At 64.3% G+C, this 18,373-nt stretch carries 18 protein-coding genes; 11 read left to right on the forward strand and 7 right to left on the reverse strand.

Features of this window, described 5'->3' with window-relative positions; translation table 11 throughout:
* Together QMC96_08990 and QMC96_08995 are read left to right on the forward strand one after the other, a co-directional pair.
* Window positions 1-783, forward strand: coding sequence for an energy-coupling factor transporter transmembrane component T (locus tag QMC96_08990; protein MDI6876890.1), 783 nt, complete (start codon window positions 1-3; stop codon window positions 781-783).
* Between the two features lie 59 nt (window positions 784-842).
* The gene (locus QMC96_08995; protein ID MDI6876891.1) at window positions 843-1,439 is read left to right on the forward strand and encodes an ATPase domain-containing protein; all 597 of its coding nucleotides are present in this window, start codon (window positions 843-845) and stop codon (window positions 1,437-1,439) included.
* A 1-nt stretch (window position 1,440) separates the two neighbouring features.
* Here QMC96_08995 and QMC96_09000 read toward each other — a convergent pair whose 3' ends face one another.
* The 3 genes from QMC96_09000 to QMC96_09010 form a co-directional block, all read right to left on the reverse strand.
* Window positions 1,441-2,340 (reverse strand): methionine synthase, encoded by a 900-nt coding sequence (locus tag QMC96_09000; protein MDI6876892.1) that lies wholly within the window; start codon window positions 2,338-2,340, stop codon window positions 1,441-1,443.
* Window positions 2,341-2,654: 314 nt separating this feature from the next.
* Window positions 2,655-3,947 (reverse strand): aspartate--tRNA(Asn) ligase, encoded by a 1,293-nt coding sequence (gene aspS, locus QMC96_09005; protein MDI6876893.1) that lies wholly within the window; start codon window positions 3,945-3,947, stop codon window positions 2,655-2,657.
* Window positions 3,948-4,097: 150 nt separating this feature from the next.
* Window positions 4,098-4,373 carry a hypothetical protein gene (locus QMC96_09010; GenBank protein MDI6876894.1) on the reverse strand — a complete coding sequence of 92 codons (276 nt, stop codon included), beginning with the start codon at window positions 4,371-4,373 and terminating at the stop codon, window positions 4,098-4,100.
* A gap of 207 nt (window positions 4,374-4,580) precedes the next feature.
* Here QMC96_09010 and QMC96_09015 point away from each other — a divergent pair, with 207 nt between their 5' ends.
* Window positions 4,581-4,949 carry a hypothetical protein gene (locus QMC96_09015; GenBank protein MDI6876895.1) on the forward strand — a complete coding sequence of 123 codons (369 nt, stop codon included), beginning with the start codon at window positions 4,581-4,583 and terminating at the stop codon, window positions 4,947-4,949.
* 263 nt (window positions 4,950-5,212) lie between these two features.
* The gene (locus tag QMC96_09020) at window positions 5,213-5,983 is read left to right on the forward strand and encodes a TIGR04255 family protein (GenBank protein ID MDI6876896.1); all 771 of its coding nucleotides are present in this window, start codon (window positions 5,213-5,215) and stop codon (window positions 5,981-5,983) included.
* Between the two features lie 85 nt (window positions 5,984-6,068).
* Here QMC96_09020 and QMC96_09025 read toward each other — a convergent pair whose 3' ends face one another.
* Window positions 6,069-6,335: a hypothetical protein gene (locus QMC96_09025; protein MDI6876897.1), complete on the reverse strand. Its 267-nt coding sequence runs from the start codon at window positions 6,333-6,335 to the stop codon at window positions 6,069-6,071.
* Between the two features lie 101 nt (window positions 6,336-6,436).
* A complete protein-coding gene (cofD, locus tag QMC96_09030) occupies window positions 6,437-7,342 on the reverse strand; it encodes a 2-phospho-L-lactate transferase (protein MDI6876898.1) in 906 nt (301 codons plus the stop codon).
* Between the two features lie 211 nt (window positions 7,343-7,553).
* Here cofD and QMC96_09035 point away from each other — a divergent pair, with 211 nt between their 5' ends.
* From QMC96_09035 to QMC96_09065, 7 genes are all read left to right on the forward strand, one after another.
* Window positions 7,554-7,802 (forward strand): hypothetical protein, encoded by a 249-nt coding sequence (locus QMC96_09035; protein ID MDI6876899.1) that lies wholly within the window; start codon window positions 7,554-7,556, stop codon window positions 7,800-7,802.
* Window positions 7,803-8,469: 667 nt separating this feature from the next.
* The gene (locus tag QMC96_09040) at window positions 8,470-8,850 is read left to right on the forward strand and encodes a hypothetical protein (GenBank protein MDI6876900.1); all 381 of its coding nucleotides are present in this window, start codon (window positions 8,470-8,472) and stop codon (window positions 8,848-8,850) included.
* A gap of 144 nt (window positions 8,851-8,994) precedes the next feature.
* Window positions 8,995-10,200: an HD domain-containing protein gene (locus QMC96_09045; protein ID MDI6876901.1), complete on the forward strand. Its 1,206-nt coding sequence runs from the start codon at window positions 8,995-8,997 to the stop codon at window positions 10,198-10,200.
* 17 nt (window positions 10,201-10,217) lie between these two features.
* The gene (locus QMC96_09050; GenBank protein MDI6876902.1) at window positions 10,218-10,772 is read left to right on the forward strand and encodes a UbiX family flavin prenyltransferase; all 555 of its coding nucleotides are present in this window, start codon (window positions 10,218-10,220) and stop codon (window positions 10,770-10,772) included.
* A complete protein-coding gene (locus QMC96_09055; GenBank protein ID MDI6876903.1) occupies window positions 10,765-12,000 on the forward strand; it encodes a UbiD family decarboxylase in 1,236 nt (411 codons plus the stop codon). The genes QMC96_09050 and QMC96_09055 overlap by 8 nt, the downstream gene beginning before the upstream one ends.
* A gap of 3 nt (window positions 12,001-12,003) precedes the next feature.
* Entirely contained in the window at window positions 12,004-13,161 is a 1,158-nt protein-coding gene (locus QMC96_09060; protein MDI6876904.1) for an aconitase X catalytic domain-containing protein, read from the forward strand.
* 49 nt (window positions 13,162-13,210) lie between these two features.
* Window positions 13,211-13,477 (forward strand): hypothetical protein, encoded by a 267-nt coding sequence (locus QMC96_09065; protein ID MDI6876905.1) that lies wholly within the window; start codon window positions 13,211-13,213, stop codon window positions 13,475-13,477.
* Between the two features lie 928 nt (window positions 13,478-14,405).
* Here QMC96_09065 and QMC96_09070 read toward each other — a convergent pair.
* Both QMC96_09070 and QMC96_09075 read right to left on the reverse strand, forming a co-directional pair.
* Complete coding sequence (locus QMC96_09070) at window positions 14,406-15,266, reverse strand: universal stress protein (protein ID MDI6876906.1); 861 nt, start codon at window positions 15,264-15,266, stop codon at window positions 14,406-14,408.
* 335 nt (window positions 15,267-15,601) lie between these two features.
* Window positions 15,602-18,352, reverse strand: coding sequence for an HAD-IC family P-type ATPase (locus QMC96_09075; GenBank protein MDI6876907.1), 2,751 nt, complete (start codon window positions 18,350-18,352; stop codon window positions 15,602-15,604).
* Window positions 18,353-18,373: the final 21 nt, after the last annotated feature.

Genomic DNA, 18,373 nt, shown 5'->3' on the forward strand with positions numbered 1-18,373 from the left:
ATGGCGGAGATCCTGCAGTACGTCCATAGAGACGGTTTCCTGCACCGTCTCAATCCCCTGACGAAGATCCTCTGCATCCTGGCGATCGGCGCTTCTACCGTCCTGTCGGATCAGCCCCTCCTGCTCTCCGCCATCATCCTCGGCCTCATCCTTGTCGCCTGGAAAGGCCGCATCCTGAACGAGATCCTGCGGCAGACCGCCCTCATCGCGGCGATGAGCGCGATACTCATCGCGATCGCCATTCTCACGGTTCCCCACGGGACCGTGCTCGGCACCCTGATCCCGCAGCCCGTTCCGCTGATCGGCGGTGCCATCCCGATCACCCTGGGGGCGCTCGGGATCGGCAGCCTCATCACTCTCCGCTTCATGGTCCTGATCACACTGTTCCAGCTCTTCGTCATCTCGACGCAGCCGCGGGATCTGGTGCACGCGCTGGAGTGGATGCGGGTGCCGCCGGAGTACACGCTCATGTTCGTGCTGGCCCTGCGGTTCATCCCCTCCCTCCAGCGGGAAGCCATCCGCATCCACGAGGCACAGCTTGCCCGGGGTTACAACCCGGGCGGGGGATTGTTCGGGCGGATCCGCAGCCTCGCTCCGCTGATGATCCCCCTCGTCGCCCACTCCCTCGGAAAGGCGACCGTGCTGGGGCTCACCATCGACCTCCGGGGCTATCGGAGATACCGGCCAGTGCGGAAGCTCCGATTCTCCGCTGCCGACATCGCTGCCGTCTCCGGAGTTGGCCTTGGCGGGATCGCTCTCTGCTGGTGCATATTCCCGATTTAAAACCACAGAATCACAATCAGTTAAGATTATGTCTGGAAGAGAAGAGTACAAGGATTAGGATGCTATCATCATCGAAGGATAACTCCAAACGGTCCACCGGCATCAGCGGTCTGGATTACACCCTGGATGGCGGTATTCTGAGTGGAACCTCCACGGTTGTCATTGGATCCCCCATATCGGGTCTGGATCTCCTGGCCCGGCAGTTCTGGAAGACGGAGGACGAACAGGGCTCCTATCTGATGCTGGATGCGGACGCCGAAGAGGGTATGGACCCCGTGCACGATCTTCCGCCGGACCGTCTGCCGGAGCGCATGAAAGGAGATAGGATCGTCGTCGATTCTCTCTCCTCCCTGGTCCTGACGTACGGGATCGATGCCGCGATCCGGTTCATGTCTGACGGCATCCGCGATACGTTCGCCCGCAGGGCGAACGTCCTCTTCGTGGTCTACTCCGGCCTCCATGCCCCTGCAGAAGAGATACGAATCATTCGTGCTGCGGACAACGTGATCGAGCTTCGCCAGGAGGTCCGCGGGAACGAGGTGATTCGAACACTCGCCCTGTACAAGCTCAAGGGGGCGGCGGTTCCCGATCGCGTGGTTCCGTTCATCATCACGGAGAAGGGAATCGAGCTCTCGACAACGAGCCGGGTTGTGTGAGTCAGGCCAGTTCTATCCGCATCTGCCGGCTGGCATCCACCATGTTCTTCAGTTTTTTGAAGGCCACATCCCGGGAGAGCATGCGCAGTCCGCAGTCGGGATCGATCAGCATCCTGCGGGGCTCGAAGATCTCCGCGCCGCGCTGAATCCGCTTCTCGATCTCGGCCACGCTCTCGACGCCGGGATCGCTGCTGTCCACGCACCCGAACCCGATCCATCTCCCCTTCACATCCCGCCGTGCGATGATGTCGAGGTTCCGGTCGCTGCCGGAGAACTCGAAGTCGAAGATGGTGACCGGCATCTTCAGGATCGCGTCGATCACGCCGACCAGCTCCCCGCAGACGTGCAGGCAGGTCGCGCAGCGTAGCCCGGAGGTGATGAGCGTGATCGATTCCAGAGCCGCCTGCATGTCCGCCATGCCCGTCGACAGGATCGGTTCGTCGATCTGCAGGATGGTCACCCCGGCCTCTTCCAGCCCCTTCGCCTCCACGAGAAGGCTCTTCGCCAGATCGAGGATCAGCTCCTCGCGGTTGCGGTAGATCGGCGTGGCGATCTGGAGGGCATGGGCGAGAGTGCTCGGCCCAGTTATGATCCCCTTCACGAGGGGGTGGCGGGAGAGCGCATACCGCGTATCCCCGAGAGTGATCGGCCGGGCCGGCGGCTCGACCTTCCCGACCACCCGCTGACCGTGGACGCCCGGCAGCCGGGAGGTGAACACGGACACCATGTCGCCCCGCACCTGCCCGTCGGAGATGATGTCGATTCCGGCCTGCATCTGATCCGAGACGGCCTGCACGACAGCGGAGTGGAGGGGATCGAGGAGACTCTTCAACCCCACGCTCTTCACCACGGGGTAGCTTCCGACGACCGTCGTCGGAAAGAGTTTCGAGATAAATTCCATCGTTTCACCCTGCAGAGGCTGCCTGCCCCCTCTTCTGCGAGGTTCATCGTCGCGGACGGGAGCCTCAAATCTGAAGAAGGTTATCATTCGCGGCTAAAATCGTTTCTGCTCCGATGTTTCGTGAGTGCGAGCCGGGGCCCTCCGATCGGGAGGCGACAGCGAGATCGCGGCTGCCCGTGGAGAGCACGTCCGCCACGCCGGACCGCCTGGCGGCAATCTGCGCTTTCCCCGGCACCGCCGGATCCGTGGTACTTCGGCAGGGGCTTCATCTCCCGAAAGGCCGGACCGTGCGATCGATAGCGGTGCGATTCCCCTCAAGGAACCAGGCGGTGCCGATCCCGCGGGAAGAGCACCGCCTCGCGGATGTTGGGGAGGCCGAGCATGGTCATCACAAGCCGCTCGGCCCCCAGACCCCAGCCGGCGTGCGGGGGCATGCCATACCGGAACGGCTTCAAGTAGAACTCGAAGTTCTCCGGCGTCAGCCCTTTTGCCCGGATCTGGTCCACGAGCAGATCGTGCTGGTGCACGCGCTGTGCACCGCTCGCGAGCTCCATCCTCGGATGCATCAGATCGAAGGCCTTGCAGAGTTCCGGTTTCTCCGGGTACGGCATGGCATAGTAGGGGCGGATCGTCGTGGGCCAGTCCACGATGAAATAGTGCTCGCCGATCTCCTCGCCCAGAGCCTTCTCCGCCGCCGTGCCGATATCGTCTCCAAAGGCGATCCTCTCACCGGTCCTCGTCGCCGCGATATCGATCGCGTCCCCGTAGGAGACGCGCGGAAACGGCGTTCTGGGCACCTCGAATCCGTCAAGGCCCAGCTCGGCGAGGGAATCGCCGTTCTTCTCCCGCACCCGGCGGTAGATGTGGACGATCAGGTCCTCCAGAATCTGCATCACGTCGCGGTGATCCGCAAAGGAGACCTCGATATCGATCGATGTGGCCTCGTTCAGGTGCTTGGTGGTGTTGTGCTCCTCCGCCCGAAAGATGGGGCCGATCTCCAGCACCTTCTCGAATCCCGCTGCCATCATCATCTGCTTGTAGAGCTGCGGGCTCTGGTTGAGGAACGCCTCCTTCTCGAAGTAGGCGATCGGGAAGAGCTCCGTTCCCCCCTCGGTTGCAGCCGCAACAATCTTGGGGGTGGCGATATGAACGAACCCGCGGTCCGCGAAGAATCCGTTCACCGCCTGCATCGCCGTGCTGCGGATCAGGAATACGGCCGTTACCCGAGGTTTCCGCAGGTCCAGGAATCGGGCATCCAGGCGGGTGTCCAGTTCCGCCGGCACCTTCTCCACCACATCGAGGGGGAGCGGGGTGGCAGCGGTGCTGAGTATCTCCAGGCTCGCGGGGATCAGCTCCCGCCCCCCGGGCGCCTTGTCGATCGCCTTCACGACACCCGATACCCGAACCACGGACTCCCGATTGAGAGTGTTGATCGCGGCAAGAACACCTTCGGGAGCCTTTTTCTTGGCGATGGTAACCTGGATGATTCCGGTTCGGTCCCGCACGAGGCAGAAGAACAATCCGCCCAGATCGCGGATCTCATGCACCCAGCCCTGGATCTCTGCGGTGCTCGTATACGGAGTCACTTCACGGATTGGAACGCTCATGTGAACTCTATACCGTTGGTGCCGGGGGGATATAGGGTTTTATACCCACGACCGCAGCCGGCATCGCACCGGCTCCGCAGGCAGGATCGGGAAGGGCCCCATGCCGCTGCCAGCGCGATCGTGCGCGGGAGCATCTCCAGCACGGCACCGTCAGGCTTTCTCTTCGACCGCCTTCAGGCGGAGGAGCGGTTCCAGGGAGCGGGCATCGCCGATGCGCCCCAGGAGGTCTTCGGCCTCCACAGATACCGCCATTCTGTCCTGGACCCGTGAAACCCATGCATCGGAACTTCTCGCCGCCTCCTCCGCCCCACGGGCTTCCCGATCCCCGATCTTCCTGCCATCGGCGAACGCCCGCATCAGCCCGCGGATGTCCCTGCGCTCCCGAATCCGCTCCCGCAGCGTCCGGTATAATCCTCCTCTCTCCATTCCGCCCCTCACCGCGCAGCTACTCATGAGTATTCCGGAACACTCTATATATGCTTCGCTTTTTGTCTCACGCACGTATCTGCGGCGCAGATTCCCGTGACGATTCCCGCCTGCCCCTGCCCTTCGGTAAGCTTGATGGGGAAGTGCGGGATATTAATATGCACTCTGCGGGGCGGCTCGATCAGGGCGGCCCCGCGATACGTCATCATGAAGATCAATCTCACGCGATACATGCTCTACCTGGTGCGGTGGCAGGCCAGCACACCGCTCCTCGCCGGCGTGCTGATCCTGCTCGCCGCCCTGGATACGCTGACGGCAACGATCGTCGCCAACCTGATCGGCGGCCTCATCTTCTTCTGGGTCGACCGCTTCATCTTCACATCGCGCCGATTTTCAGCCCAGTGGGAGGTGAAGGAGAACATCCGGTGCGTCGACTGCGGGAGGACGGCGCGGGGCTACCGTCTCGTGAAGACGGCAAACTACGACCGCACAGATGACAGGGCGCCTCAGTTCCGTTGCGAATCCTGCTCGCAGATCAAGACTGCGGAGTTGAAGAAGCGGGGGGTGCAGCTGTAGCCGTCCCTGCCAAATCGTGCCTTGGATGAACGAGGTTCCGCTATCGCCCCCGGATCCCTCCCGGAAGGGAGGATCCTGACGGATGCACCGCCCAATCCCCTCCGCAACCTATATATGTGAAAATGGCGACAGAACGCACAACCGGGAAGCGATATCCCCGGCGGCGGGTGCCCCCGGTGCGAAAGGCGCGGGCTGAACGCCGGCCGGGCACACCTGCTGCGCCACGATCGTCCGTTGCTGCCCCGGCACCAGGAGAAAGCCGCATGAGGAGAGAGTACATCAACTCCCCGATCGAGGAGGCAATCTGCGAATTCCGGATGTCACCGGAGACAGACTGGGATCTGGCGGTTCCCGGCCTGTACTACGACCGCATACGAGAGGAGCTCCCCACACGCGAGCAGCGGAGAGTGCGGAGCGTGGAACTCGTCATGGGAACCGAAGGGCTGATGGAGGAGCTGCTGGTCCAGGACAGGATGTTCTTCTTCACCCCCGACAGGAGCATCGGCATCCAGATCGGACCGAAGTTCCTGGGCGTCAACGTCCTGAAACCCTATCCGTCCTGGCAGCGTTTCCGCCCCCGGATCGAGCATGCCCTCCGTATACTGACCGAGACCGTTAATGTCAAGGGCATCTATGGCATGAGCCTGCGCTACATCAATCTCGTCCAGGCGCCGGGCCTCGACGTCGACCCGGAGGAGTACTTCGAGTTTCTCCCGCGGTTCGGCACGGGATTTCCCGTCCATGCCGACAGTTTCATGGTCGGCGCGGAGCTGCCCTTCTTCGACGGCCAGGACGCCTGCCGCATCGAGGTGAGTGATGGCATCCCCAGCATGCCGGATTCGACCGCTTTCCTCCTGAACATCGAGTACTTCCTCGCCGAACCGGAGTCGGTCCCCATCGATTCGGCGATGGACTGGCTCGACCGGGCTCACGCAAAGACGATCGAACTATTCGAGGCCAGCATCACGGACAAAGCACGGGAGCTCTTCGGGATCGCCGCGGAGCCGGAGACTGCAGCGGGCGAGGCCGCCTGAGTGCGGTGAGCGGGAAACCTGACACTTTCCCGATCTCCTGCCGTCTGGTCAGCATCGCCCGGGATGATTGCCGCGGGGGAGGGCGTCATCCTCTCTCCCGCCGCAGCTGTTTCAGGAGATTCTCCACGGCAGCTGGATCGGCCATATCGCTAAAGCGGGCAGAGGCTCTCGGGTCCCCCTCCCGGGCGAGGGCCTGCAGCTCCGACCGGGGGTCCAGCAGCTCGCTCATCGCGAGCGCTGAACGGTCGGTAGCGGTGCCCTTCGGAAAGGCGGATCCCCGAACCATCGTCTCGAGCAGCTCAAGGTTGTCCGGCGCCTCCTTCCCGACCCTGAAAAATTTCAGCAGCCCCAAGGGATTCGCTCCGTTCGGATCTCATCTAATATTTTAAAATTCTAATATATTAAAATATCTATTTTCGATTAATTAAATTTTTTATAAATTATTATATTTCATCAAATTTTATTGCTTATTAATCCGATCAAAGCCTCTGACAGCGTTATGCTCTTCTCGACAGTCACCATCAGGGTATCCAGCCTCGCCGCCCCCTCGATGGATACGGGATCGCGGACGTCCTGGACGAAGAGGTCAACGAACTCTTCGTACAGCCTGTACGTTCCCAGAGAACTGGCCTCGCATCCCCAGGCCCGCATCAGCTCGGCGGCCGGTCCGCTCACCGGGCGGTCACCGATGAACGGGCTGACCGCCACCACGAACGCATTGAGCAGCGCCGGGATCACGCCCTCGCACTCGAGGATGGGGGATATGGAAGTCACCGGGTTGCTGGGGCCGATTACCACGGCATCGCTCTCCTCGATGGCGGCGAGCACCGCATCCGTCGCGGCAGGACGGTCCTTGCTCCTCCGCAGGACATCCTGCACCGCGAGCTGCCCCCGGTGCTTCACCCAGTACTCCTGGAAGTGGAGCAGACCCTGCTCCGTCTGGATGCAGGTGGTCACCGTATCGTCGGTCATGGGCAGGATCCGCGCCGCCACGCCCAGCTTCTGCGCGAGCATGGCGGTGCACTCCGTGAGGGTCTTCCCCTCCCGGAGCAGATTGCCCCGCAGTATCTGCACGGCGCGGTCCCGGTCTCCGATGCGGATGAACTCGTCCCCGCCCAGTTCCCGCAGGACTTCGTGCGTGCGGAAGGTGTCATCGCGGATGCCCCACCAGGTCTCCGTGTTCAGGATGCCGCCGAAGAGGTAGAGAACGGTATCCACATCCGGGGAGATGTGGTTGCCCGAGATCCAAATGTCCTCGGCAGTGTTGACGATGACGCTGATCGCAGCGTCTCCCAGCACCTCCCGCATGCCGCGGAGGAGCTTGGGCGTACCGGTTCCCCCCGACAGGAATGTTATCATCAGCAGTACATGCGTCATTCCATTAAAGAATCTGCATCATTTCGTTTCCGCCGGCAGCGGCATCTGTTCTGCCGCAGCCGGCACTGCGGCATGACGTGCTGCCACGACCCCCTCTATCCCTTCAATGGGTTCCAATCGCTCCGCATACCCCCGGTAACATTTATTATCCTCCATTGTCTGAATAATCCATGCCCATCTCAGGGTGAGCGGAATGGAGAGGTTGATCGGCGAAGTGACACACTACTTTCCCCGGATCGGGGTCGCTGCCGTGCGGCTCGACGACGATCTCAGCGCCGGGGATGCGGTGATCGTGCGGGGGGCCAGGACAAACTTCAGCCAGACGGTGAGTTCGCTGCAGCTGGAGCACCGGACCGTCTCCCGAGGCCTCAAAGGGCAGGAGATCGGCATGAAGGTGGATCAGCGGGTCCATACCGGCGACAGGATCTACCGGCTGCTCTGAAGCTCCCCCGTCGGGTGCATGCACCTTCCGGGCAGAGCAGCGGATGCACTCCCGCTTGATGATGCCCTGCCAAATGATGCGAGCGGTGTACGGGACGGCAGCGGAGACCGCGGGGGGAGCGCGGAGATACGGAAGCACAGCCTGCGGGGCCGTAGCGGCGCCCTCTCTTCGTGCCATCCCGAAGTCTTCGGGATGAAGGCTGGACTGCAGCGAGTGACCGGAGAGGCGCTTCCAGGATTCCGCCGGTCCCCTCGCGGCCATCGGAATTGCTGTGCGGAGGAGGGAGTGCATCAGCGGCAGCGATGGGTCGGGAGGTGCGAGGCGATGATCGAGTCGGTTTCGCGGTAGAACCCCTCCATCTCCCCCGAAACCCATGCCCCATGACTCCCTCCTGCGAGGATGCGGATCTCATCGCATGCGGGCATGCGAGATCCCTTCCCCGATGCGATACGTCCGCATCATTCATCCCTGTACGATACACCCACGGGATCTGTCTTCTCCCGATCCGAGGCGCTTCCCTCCTGCGCGGGAGTGAGGCAGCAACCCGGGGACGCGGGAGAAGCATGCCGTACCAGCATCCACGGCGCCGCACTGCCTCCGGGCAGCGGAACACCCGCACGCACGCGAAAGGAAAGAGTTAATAATCCGGGAACCGCGTGGTTCTCGTATGCCGATGACGGAGCCCTACGGCATCACGCAGGAGATATCGAGGAAGATCAAGATCGCCGTGGAGGGGCGGTGCGAGGTATGCCAGGAGACCTGCAGCCTGCCAGACCTCCGGATCCACCCGATTCCCGGCGGGGACCATCCCGACCTTCAGCGGAACATCCTGATTCTCTGCCGCCTCTGCCACACCCACGTGCACGCTCTGCCGGTCCCTCCAGAGCAGCAGAGGGCATGGGTGGATCGCCGCCCCATCGTGACGCGGAAGGCGATCCGGCGGATCATGGGATACCGCCTGAAGCCCTACATCCCCCCGGATTCCGGGGATCCGGCAGAGCTGTTCGCCGAGGCTGCGCGGAGCTGGGGGCTCAACGGCTCCGGCTGATGTTGCGGGTATTCGCGGGCATTTTAAGGGGTGCGGTGACCCCTCGCTGAAACCGTTTTTATACTCCCGTGCCGATATACCTGTGCAGAACGGGGTGCCACCGACCCGGAGGAGTCGCCAGGGCGTCCCGCCCCAAGGATTGCCATGAAGATCATCAAGGATCCGGTGCACGGATTTGTCGAGGTGGACGACACCGCTCTTCGGCTGCTCGACTCTCCTCCCCTGCAGAGGCTCCGCTACGTCAAACAGCTCGGGTTCACCTACCTGGTATACCCGGGAGCGATCCACACGCGGTTCGAGCATTCGCTCGGGACCATGCACCTCGCGGTCCTGATGTGCCGCAAGCTCTCCCTGTCCCCGGCTGAGACGCTCCTCGTTGCATCCAGCGCCCTGCTCCACGACATCGGGCACGGCCCCTTCTCCCACGCCCTCGAACCGTTCATGCAGGAGTTCCTGGGCTGGGGGCACCTGGATGCCGGCGCCCGCCTCATACGGGAAGGGATCGTCGCCGACCTGCTCGAGCGCGCGGGGATCGAGCCGGCGGAGGCGGCGGAGATGGTGATCGGCCGTCACCCTCTCTCCGGCATCATCCACGGCGACCTGGACGTGGACCGGATGGACTACCTGCTGCGGGACGCCCACTACACCGGCGTCCCCTACGGGACGGTGGACGCCCACCGCCTGATTCAGGGGACCATCCGCACCGATGCCGGTCTGATGCTGGACGAGAGCGGGATCCACGCCGCCGAGTCCCTGCTGATCGCACGGACGCTGATGCGCCCGTCCGTCTATTTCCACCATGTCAGTCGCATCGCGGAGAGTATGCTGGCGTATGCGCTCCACGAGCATCTGCGGGAGGGGGGTGATCTCCCCGCCCTGATGGCGATGGACGATGCCGAGTTCCTGCTCGAACTGCGCCGTTCCCGGAGTGCGGCAGCGCGGCGGATGGCAGAAGCCGTGTACCGGCGGCAGCTCTTCAAGCGGGCCCTCTATGTGGGGAGCGATCGGGTGAATGTCGCGGCACTCCAGAGCGAGAGCGGTTATGCGTCTTCACGGCGGTTCGCGCAGGATATCGCCGAGCGGGCTTCCCTGGACGAGGGCGAGGTGCTCGTCGACATCCCGCCGATGCCCCGGGACATGGCGGTTCAGGTGCGGGTCCAGAACCGGCACACGGCAACGGTCCTGGAGGAGCTCTCCCCCCTGATCACCACCCTGAACGAGACGCGGAGGCAGCAGTGGCGCATGGGCGTCTATATGCCCGCACATCACCGTGATAAGGTCGAAGCGGCGGCGACCGAGGTCTTCCACGTGAAGAAGCCCACGCGGCAGGATAAACTACCGGTAGAGTGAAGAGTACTGGAGAAGGCATGGAGAGAGAGTTCGTCATCGGGGTGACGGGAGCGAGCGGAAGCATCTATGCCCGGCGTCTGCTGGAGGTCCTCTGCCGCTCCCACCGCGTCCACATCATCGTATCGGAAACCGCACGCGAGCTCGCGTCCCACGAAGGGGTGAACCTGGACGGGTTCGATGCGGCATACTACGACAACCGCGACCTGGCTGCACCCATCGCCAGCGGATCGTACCGCTTCGAGCGGATGGCCATCGTCCCCTGCAGCGCCAAGACGCTCGCCGCCGTCAGCCACGGCATGGCGAACACCCTGATCGGGAGGGCGGCGGACGTCGCCCTGAAGGAGCGGAGGGGACTGGTCCTGCTGATGCGCGAGATGCCGCTCTCCCGTGTCCACCTGCGGAATATGCTGCTTGCCGACGAGAGCGGGGCGACGGTGATGGTGGCGAGTCCGGGTTTCTACCACCATCCCAGGACCATCGACGATCTGGTGGACATGGTGGTGGGGCGCGTCCTCGATCACCTCGGCGTGGAGCACGCACTGATGGCGCGGTGGAGAGGATACGATGCGTGAGTTTATCGAGAAGATGCGGCGGAAGGGGTGCGTCACGGAGATCGACGGCCCGTGCTCCTCCGCGTACGAGGCCCCGAAGATCGCCAGCCGGACGGACAGGATCGTGTTCTTCCACGACATCGACGGATCCCGGGCCGTCATGAACCTGACCGCGAACCGGCACTCGCTCGCAGAGGCGCTCGGTATCGCGGAGTCGGAGCTCGTTCCCCGCCTCGCCGCAGCAGAGTACGCGGGGATGGTCGTGGAAGAGGGGCGGATCGCGATGGAAGAGCCCGATCTCTCCCGCTTTCCCGTAATGCGCCACTACCCCGGGGATGCCGGACGGTACATCACGGGAGGGATCGTCTTCGCACGCTGGAACGGCGTGCAGAATGCATCCATTCACCGCATGCTGGTGCTGGACGGGCGGCACGCGGCGGCGCGGCTGGTGGAAGGGCGGCACACCCACCTGATGCACCAGGCGGCGCTCGCCTCCGGAGAGCCCCTGCCGATCGCGGTCGCCATCGGGGCACATCCGGCGGTCACATTTGCGAGCTGCACGCGGGTGCCGGAGGGGAAGGAGCTGCAGTTCGCCGCCGAACTCCTCGGCGGCGAGATCGGGGTGCGGAGATGCGCCAACGGCGTCCTCGTCCCGGACGCGGAGATCGTGCTCGAGGGGTATATCGGGCGGATGACCGCCCCGGAGGGTCCGTTCGTCGACATCACCGGTACGTACGATTCCCAGCGGATCCAGCCGGTCATCGAGTTCACGGGCATGCACGCCAAGCCGGATCCCATCTACCATGGAATCCTGCCAGGAGGCGACGAGCACAGGATCCTGATGGGCGTGCCCTACGAGCCCCGAATCTACCGCGCGGTTGCGGGCGTGACCCGGGTGCGGAACGTCGCCCTAACCAAAGGGGGGTGTGGCTACTTCCACGCGGTGATCCAGATCGAGAAGAGCACGGAAGGGGATGCGAAGAACGCGATCATGGCGGCGTTCGCCGCCCACACTTCCCTCAAGCATGTCGTGGTGGTGGACACGGATATCGATCCCCTCGATCCCCACGAGGTGGAGTACGCCATCGCCACGCGGGTCAGGGGTGACGCGGATATCATGGTCATCACGGGCGTTCGGGGGTCCTCCCTGGATCCGCGGCGGGCAGCGGACGGCACCAACGTGAAGGTCGGCGTGGACGCCACCATGGTGCTGGGCGAAGAGGCGGAATTCCGGCGCGCGGGGTGGTGAAAGGTGTTCCTGGATGCGGAGGAGGAGAAGATCCTGGAGGGCGAGTACGGGGAGACCCGCCGCCAGATGATGGAGATTCTGGTCGCGCTCGGCACGGTCTACGGTGCAGAGAGACTGATCCCCATCAGGAGCGCGCAGGTGAGCGGCGCCTCCTACAAGACCATCGGAGAGTGGGGCCTGAAGTGGCTGCAGAGCCTCGACGCCCGGGTGGTGGTGCCGACCGTGCTCAACCCGATCGGCATGCCGCGTGAGCAGTGGCAGGAGCTCGGGATCAGCGAGGCGTTCGCCTCCCGTCAGAACGACGTCCTGGAAGCCTATCGGAATCTTGGCGTGAAGCTCGCGTGCACCTGCACCCCCTATTACCTCCAGGAGATGCGGTACGGCGACCACCTCGCGTGGGCGGAGTCTTCGGCCGTCGCCTATGCAAACTCCGTCATCGGAGCCCGCACGAACCGCGAGGGCGGTCCGGGCGCCCTGGCCGCGGCAATCGTGGGAAAGACGCCCTTCTACGGGCTTCATATCGTGGAGAACCGGAGGCCGCAGGTGGTCGTCGATCTCACGCGCCTGGAGATCCGGCCGGAGCAGTACGGGGCCCTCGGCTACGTCGTCGGCAGGAAGGTCGGAAACAGGATCCCCCTCTTTCTCGGCATCCGCCCCACCCGGGACCAGCTGAAGGCGCTCGGGGCCGCGATGGCGGCAACGGGTGCGGTCGCCCTCTTCCACGTGGACCGGATCACGCCCGAGGCCCGGGTGTTCCGCTACGCGCCGGATGGGCTCGATGCCCTCACCGTCGATACCGACGAGCTTGCCGCGCTCTATGCGGAGATCGAGGTGGATGCGGTGGCCGTCGGCTGCCCCCACTGCTCGGCGGAGGAGCTGCAGGCGGTCGCCCGCCTTCTCAGTGGCAGGCAGGTTAAAAAGCCCTTCTTCGTCTTCTCCTCCCGGGGCGTCATCCAGGCCAACCCGGAGGCGGTTATGGCGATCGAGCGGACGGGGGCGCGGGTGTACGCCGACACCTGCATGGTGGTCTCGCCGGGGTTGGAGAGGTATGCCGCCATCATGGTAAACAGCGGCAAGGCCCTCGCCTACGTGCCCGACATGTGCGGTGCGGTCGCGCGCCTCGGCACCCTGGAGGAGTGCGTGGAGGCGGCAACCACCTGATCCCCGCGGGTATACGCGGGCGGGTATACGGGCTGACTCTCTTTGTCCGTTGCCGGGTATCCTCGTCCTGCTCGGGAGCGAGACGGCCGCGGATCTTGCGGGTGGCCCCGGGGCTCCACCCATCTTCCTCACCGTTCCGATCGGCCCGCCCCGGAGCCGAATCATCGGGCGGAACCGGGAGGCGGTTCTCTTCCCGAACAGACGCTTCGTCCCGGGAGACCCCGGGGTTCGGCGGGACCCCGGCGTGGAGGCGGAATGGAGCGGGGCGATCGCTCCCGAAGTCTTGGTCGACCTGCTGCGGATCGCTGACATCTAGGCGTATCGAGCTGGATCGTCACGATACGTATCTAGAATCGTCCCGTCGAGGGGATAGGGGCCCGGCGGCGGGAGGGTCAGGTGACAGCCGATATGCCGCCTGCTTCTCGACCGGGCGCGGGGGCGGTGCCGATCTCACCGACGACCCGTCCACCATCGTGGCCTTCAATCTCCCGGAGACCGGCGTGCTCCGCCTCATTCTCCTGCCCCCGTAGTGTCGCTCGGGAAGGAGGTGCACGCCGATACATCGCCCAGATCCCCCTCCGCCGCGATCCCCCGGGCCAACACGGTCTCCCCCCATTCCGGACAGCGCCACCCTTGGCGGTGGCGGAGATGGGGGGAGCCCGCGGCCTGCGATGACGGTGGCGCAGTATCGGGGTGCCTTCAGGGGACTCCCGGTCGCCGGCGGCAAACGCCGATCGAGGGCAACATCCCCACCACGTCGCCGCCGGAGAATCGCGGATCGCCCGCCGGGAGCGGGTTGGGGTGGAGCTGATGGCGATTCCGGTCCGCTTGGGCGCGATCTTTCTTCCGGCCTGACCCGGGCGGCAGACAGGAGCGGGAGCCTCCGATGTTCCGGGATTCCATCCCGGACCAAGCTCTCGTGCAACGGAAGGAATGGCGGTTTGCCCCTCCCCGCAGCCCGAGAGGCCGCACCCTGCCCGAAACTGTGGTTTGCGGGAAACCCTGGCACCGAAGGGCGGCGCGAAGAATCCCCGTGATGGGCAGGCCTTTCAGACCTGTCGCACTGGGGGAGGATGGCGCCGTATTCGCTATCAACAGAGCCTTTGCCGCGATCCCTCCCAAGGAGCCGTTCAAGGCACACTCCGCCATCGGATTCCGAGCAGGATGCGCTCCAATCACGCAACGGACCTCCGCCCATCCTGCAGGTGCTTGCTGGGAGAATTCCCCCGCCCGAGGCGGGCGGTTCAATCCTGGTGGACAACCAGGATCGGCCTTTTTGTGCGTTTTGCCACCAGGTAGGTCGTGCTGCCCAGCACCAGCTCCCGCAGCCAGCCCTGACCATGCCGGCTCATCACGATGAGCGACACATCCTCCTCCTCGGCAAGGCGGATGATCTCGTCCGAGGGGCTGCCCAGCCGAACCCGGATGTCCGTTCCGATGCCCGCTGTATCGAAGGATTTTCGGGCCTCATCCAGTTTCTGCTCTGCAGCATGGACATACTCCTGAATCTCCTCCTGCGTCTCCCCCTGTGTGACGACATGCGCAAGCACCACCTTCTCCACCCCCTGCATACCCTTGAGCAGGGATGCCGTCTTCTGCGCAGGCTCCGAAAAGTCCGTTGGGTAGAGGAGCTTACTGAGTATGGACTGGCAGAACTTCTCGTACCGGGAATCGCCCATCTCCTCCGCCACGCGGTGGCGCATGATCAGCACGTGCTGTCTGGCATACCGCAGCACAGACCGCGAGACGCTTCCCAGAAGAATCCCCTGGACGATGCCCCGCCCCCGGGCACCCATGAAGATCAGGGTGACATGCTCTTCTTCGGCCGTCTTCAGGATCGCTCCAGCGACATCACCAGCAGTGATGACCTCCACTTTTGCCCTGGTCCGGATCCCATGGCCTTCGAGCCGCTGCTTCTGCTCTTCGAGCTCGATCCGGGCACTGGCAATCGCCGGCCCATGGGTCCAGCCACGCTTGGAGGGGTATGTGGCATCGACGACGTGCAGGAGGATTACCTCACGCACCCCGGGAATATCGCTCAGACAGTCCAGGGTTTTGCGGGCGTACTCGGAAAAGTCCGTGGCAAACAGTACCTTCTCAAACATGAGACCCTTCCATGTATTTTCTCGTTGATCCTAATTCAAAGTATGCGATAGAGGGCAGGCAGTTTCCAATTCACGGCGCTTTATCCTCAGGTACCCGATGCACGGGATCTCCCCCGCGTGCCCGGCCAGGCCTCGATTCTTTTATCCCTGCAGCAACCTGGCTTGAGAATTCCACTCGTTCCCTCGCCACCAGGGTAGACGCGAGTGCAGAACGGGACGGCATCCCTGTGCAGGCCGTTGAACGAAGGAGGAAGTGCAGCGGCGGCAGGCTGGATCGCATGGAACGATGGCAGCAGAGGCATGGTGTGGGCATCACATCCGATCGGGGTTGGCCCCTATCCTGCCGCGGCTGCACGGCTGCCCCGGTAGTACCGGATCGTCTTGTATGCCTCCCCGACGATCAGCAGGGGGAGCCCGAGGAGGAACAGCACCAGCCAGTCGGAGAGCGCCAGGGCAGTGGTGCCGAGGGCGGTCTGCAGCAGCGGGTTGTAGACCGCCAGCGCCTGGAGGATCAGGGTGGCGATCAGCGCAAGCACCAGCCAGCGGTTGGTCAGGATACCGGTCTGAAGGAGGGGCGTGCGGAACGAACGGAAGTTCAGGATATTCACCATCTCGAAGACGACGATGCCGCTGAATGCCAGTGTGCGGGCCTGCTCCAGATCCATCGGCAGCCTCTGGCTGAAGAGGTAGATCATCACCCCGCCCATCCAGAGCCCGATCAGCAGGATGAGCAGGAGGGCCCGCCGGGAGAGGATGGGTTCGTTCGGGTCCCTCGGCGGCTGGGCCATGATGTCCCGCTCCGCCGGCTCCAAGCCGAGCGCCAGCGCCGTAACCCCATCGGTCACCAGATTCACCCAGAGGATCTGCACGGGCAGGAGGATCAGGGGGAGGTTCAGCAGGAGCGCCCCGCTGATGGCGACGATCTCGCCGATGTTGGACGAGAGCAGGTAGCGGGTGAACTTGGAGATATTGTCGTACTCCCGGCGCCCCTCCTCCACGCCGGAGACGATGCTGGCAAAGTTGTCGTCCACGAGCACCGTGTCGCTGCTCTCTTTGGCGACATCGGTGCCCTTGATACCCATGGCGATGCCCACGTGCGCCCGTTTCAGCGCGGGGGCATCGTTCACGCCATCCCCGGTCATGGCGACGACCGCGCCCTGCCGGGAGAGCGCCTCCATCACGCGGAGTTTGTGCTCCGCGGAGACCCGGGCCAGGATCTTCACACTCTTCAGCGTCTCCGCCAGCTCCCGGTCGTCCATCCGGTCGATCTCCGAACCTCGAACCGCGCCCCGGCTCTCCAGGCCGATGGCGTCTGCCACCGCTTTGGCCGTCGCGGGGGAGTCCCCGGTGATCATGATCACGTCGATGCCGGCCCTTCGCGCCGTATCGAGCGCCTCCCGCACCTCCGGACGGGCGGGATCGAGGATGCCAAAGAGCCCCAGAAATACCATCTCGCGCTCGACAGCCCCCTCCTCCATCTCGATCCCGGCAGGAAGCGTCCGGCAGCCGACGGCCAGCACGCGGAGCCCGAGAGCGGCGAACCGCTCATAGGCGCTGCGGAACCTCTCGCGGGCGGCGCCGTCCAGATCCTGCACGGCCCCATCCTCCCGGTACCGGCTGCAGAGCGGGAGGATGACCTCGGGGGCGCCCTTCATGTAGGCGTTGATCCGGTCTCCTTCGTCGTAGACCGTGGTCATCCGCTTGCGGAGGGAGTTGAACGAGAACTCCCAAACGACGCGGGGAGGCGGGGATTCCAGGATCGGGAGCTGTGCCTTATGGGCGGCGACCACCAGCGCCCCCTCCGTCGGGGAACCGAGAATGCCCGGCGGATCCTGCGTGAGGGTGGCATGGCTGTTGAGGTATACCGCGCGGAGGAGCGCTGTGAGCCCCTCCGAGGATCGGGGATCGACGGTCTGCCCGTCCTGCATGAACTCCCCCACGGGGCGGTAACCCACCCCGCTGACCTGGAACTCCTGCCCCGGGATGTAGATCCGCGTGACCGTCATCTCGTTGCGGGTCAGCGTTCCCGTCTTGTCGGTGGCGATGACCGAGACCGATCCGAGCGTCTCGGATGCGGCCAGGCGGCGGATCAGGACGTTCCTCTGCCGCATCGCCTGCACTCCCAGAGCCAGTGTCAGGGTCACGACGGCCGGCAGCCCCTCCGGGATGACCGCCACCGCCAGGGAGATGCCGATCAGGAACATCTCCAGCAGCTCCCGCTGCTGCAGAATCCCGAGCGCGATCACCAGGGATGCCACGGCAAGAGAGAGCTCCCCCATATTGCGTCCCAGGCGGTCGATCCTCCGCACGAGGGGCGTGGCCTCGTCGGCGGTCGCCTGCGAGAGGTGGGCGATCTTCCCGAACTCCGTCGCCATGCCCGTACTGACCGCGACGCCCAGTCCTCTCCCGTTGGAGACCGTGGTGCCCATGAATGCCATGTTGGCCCGCTCCGCGAGGTTCAGGTCCGGTTCAAGGACCTGCGGGATCTTGTCCACGGGTGCGGACTCCCCGGTGAGAGAGGCCTCGTCGATCTGCAGCGTGGTCGCTTCCAGGAGATAGAGGTCCGCCGGTACCTTCCGCCCCAGCTCCAGCGCCACGATATCCCCCGGCACGATCGTGGTCGCATCGACCTCCTGCTCCTGGCCGTCGCGGATCACGACCGCACGCAGGGTGAGCATCTGCCGCAGCGACTCGATGGCCTGTCCGGCCCGCCACTCCTGTGTGAACCCCAGAACCGCGTTCAGCAGGACGATCCCCAGGATTGCCGCCGCATCGATCACCTCGCCGACGAGCAGGGAGATGGCAACGGCGATGAGAAGGATGAGGATCAGCACGCTCTTGAACTGGCGGACGAAGATCTGGAGTTTCGTCTCCCTCTTCTCACGGACGAACTCGTTTTTACCGTATCGTTCGAGCCGTCTTTCCGCCTCCTCCGCCGTCAGCCCGCTTCGCTGCGTCTGGAGACGCTGCAGCACCTCCGTATCCCCCAGCGCATGCCATGCGACAGCGCGGAGGGAGGGTTCCGCGCTCCGATCGGCCGGCCCCGCCCCGGCCTCGCAGTACTTCTCTTCCCTGCGGCTGTTCATGCCGTCTCCTGCCGTGCGGGC

The sequence above is a fragment of the Methanomicrobiales archaeon genome (assembly GCA_030019205.1).
Lineage (GTDB): Archaea > Halobacteriota > Methanomicrobia > Methanomicrobiales > JACTUA01 > JASEFH01.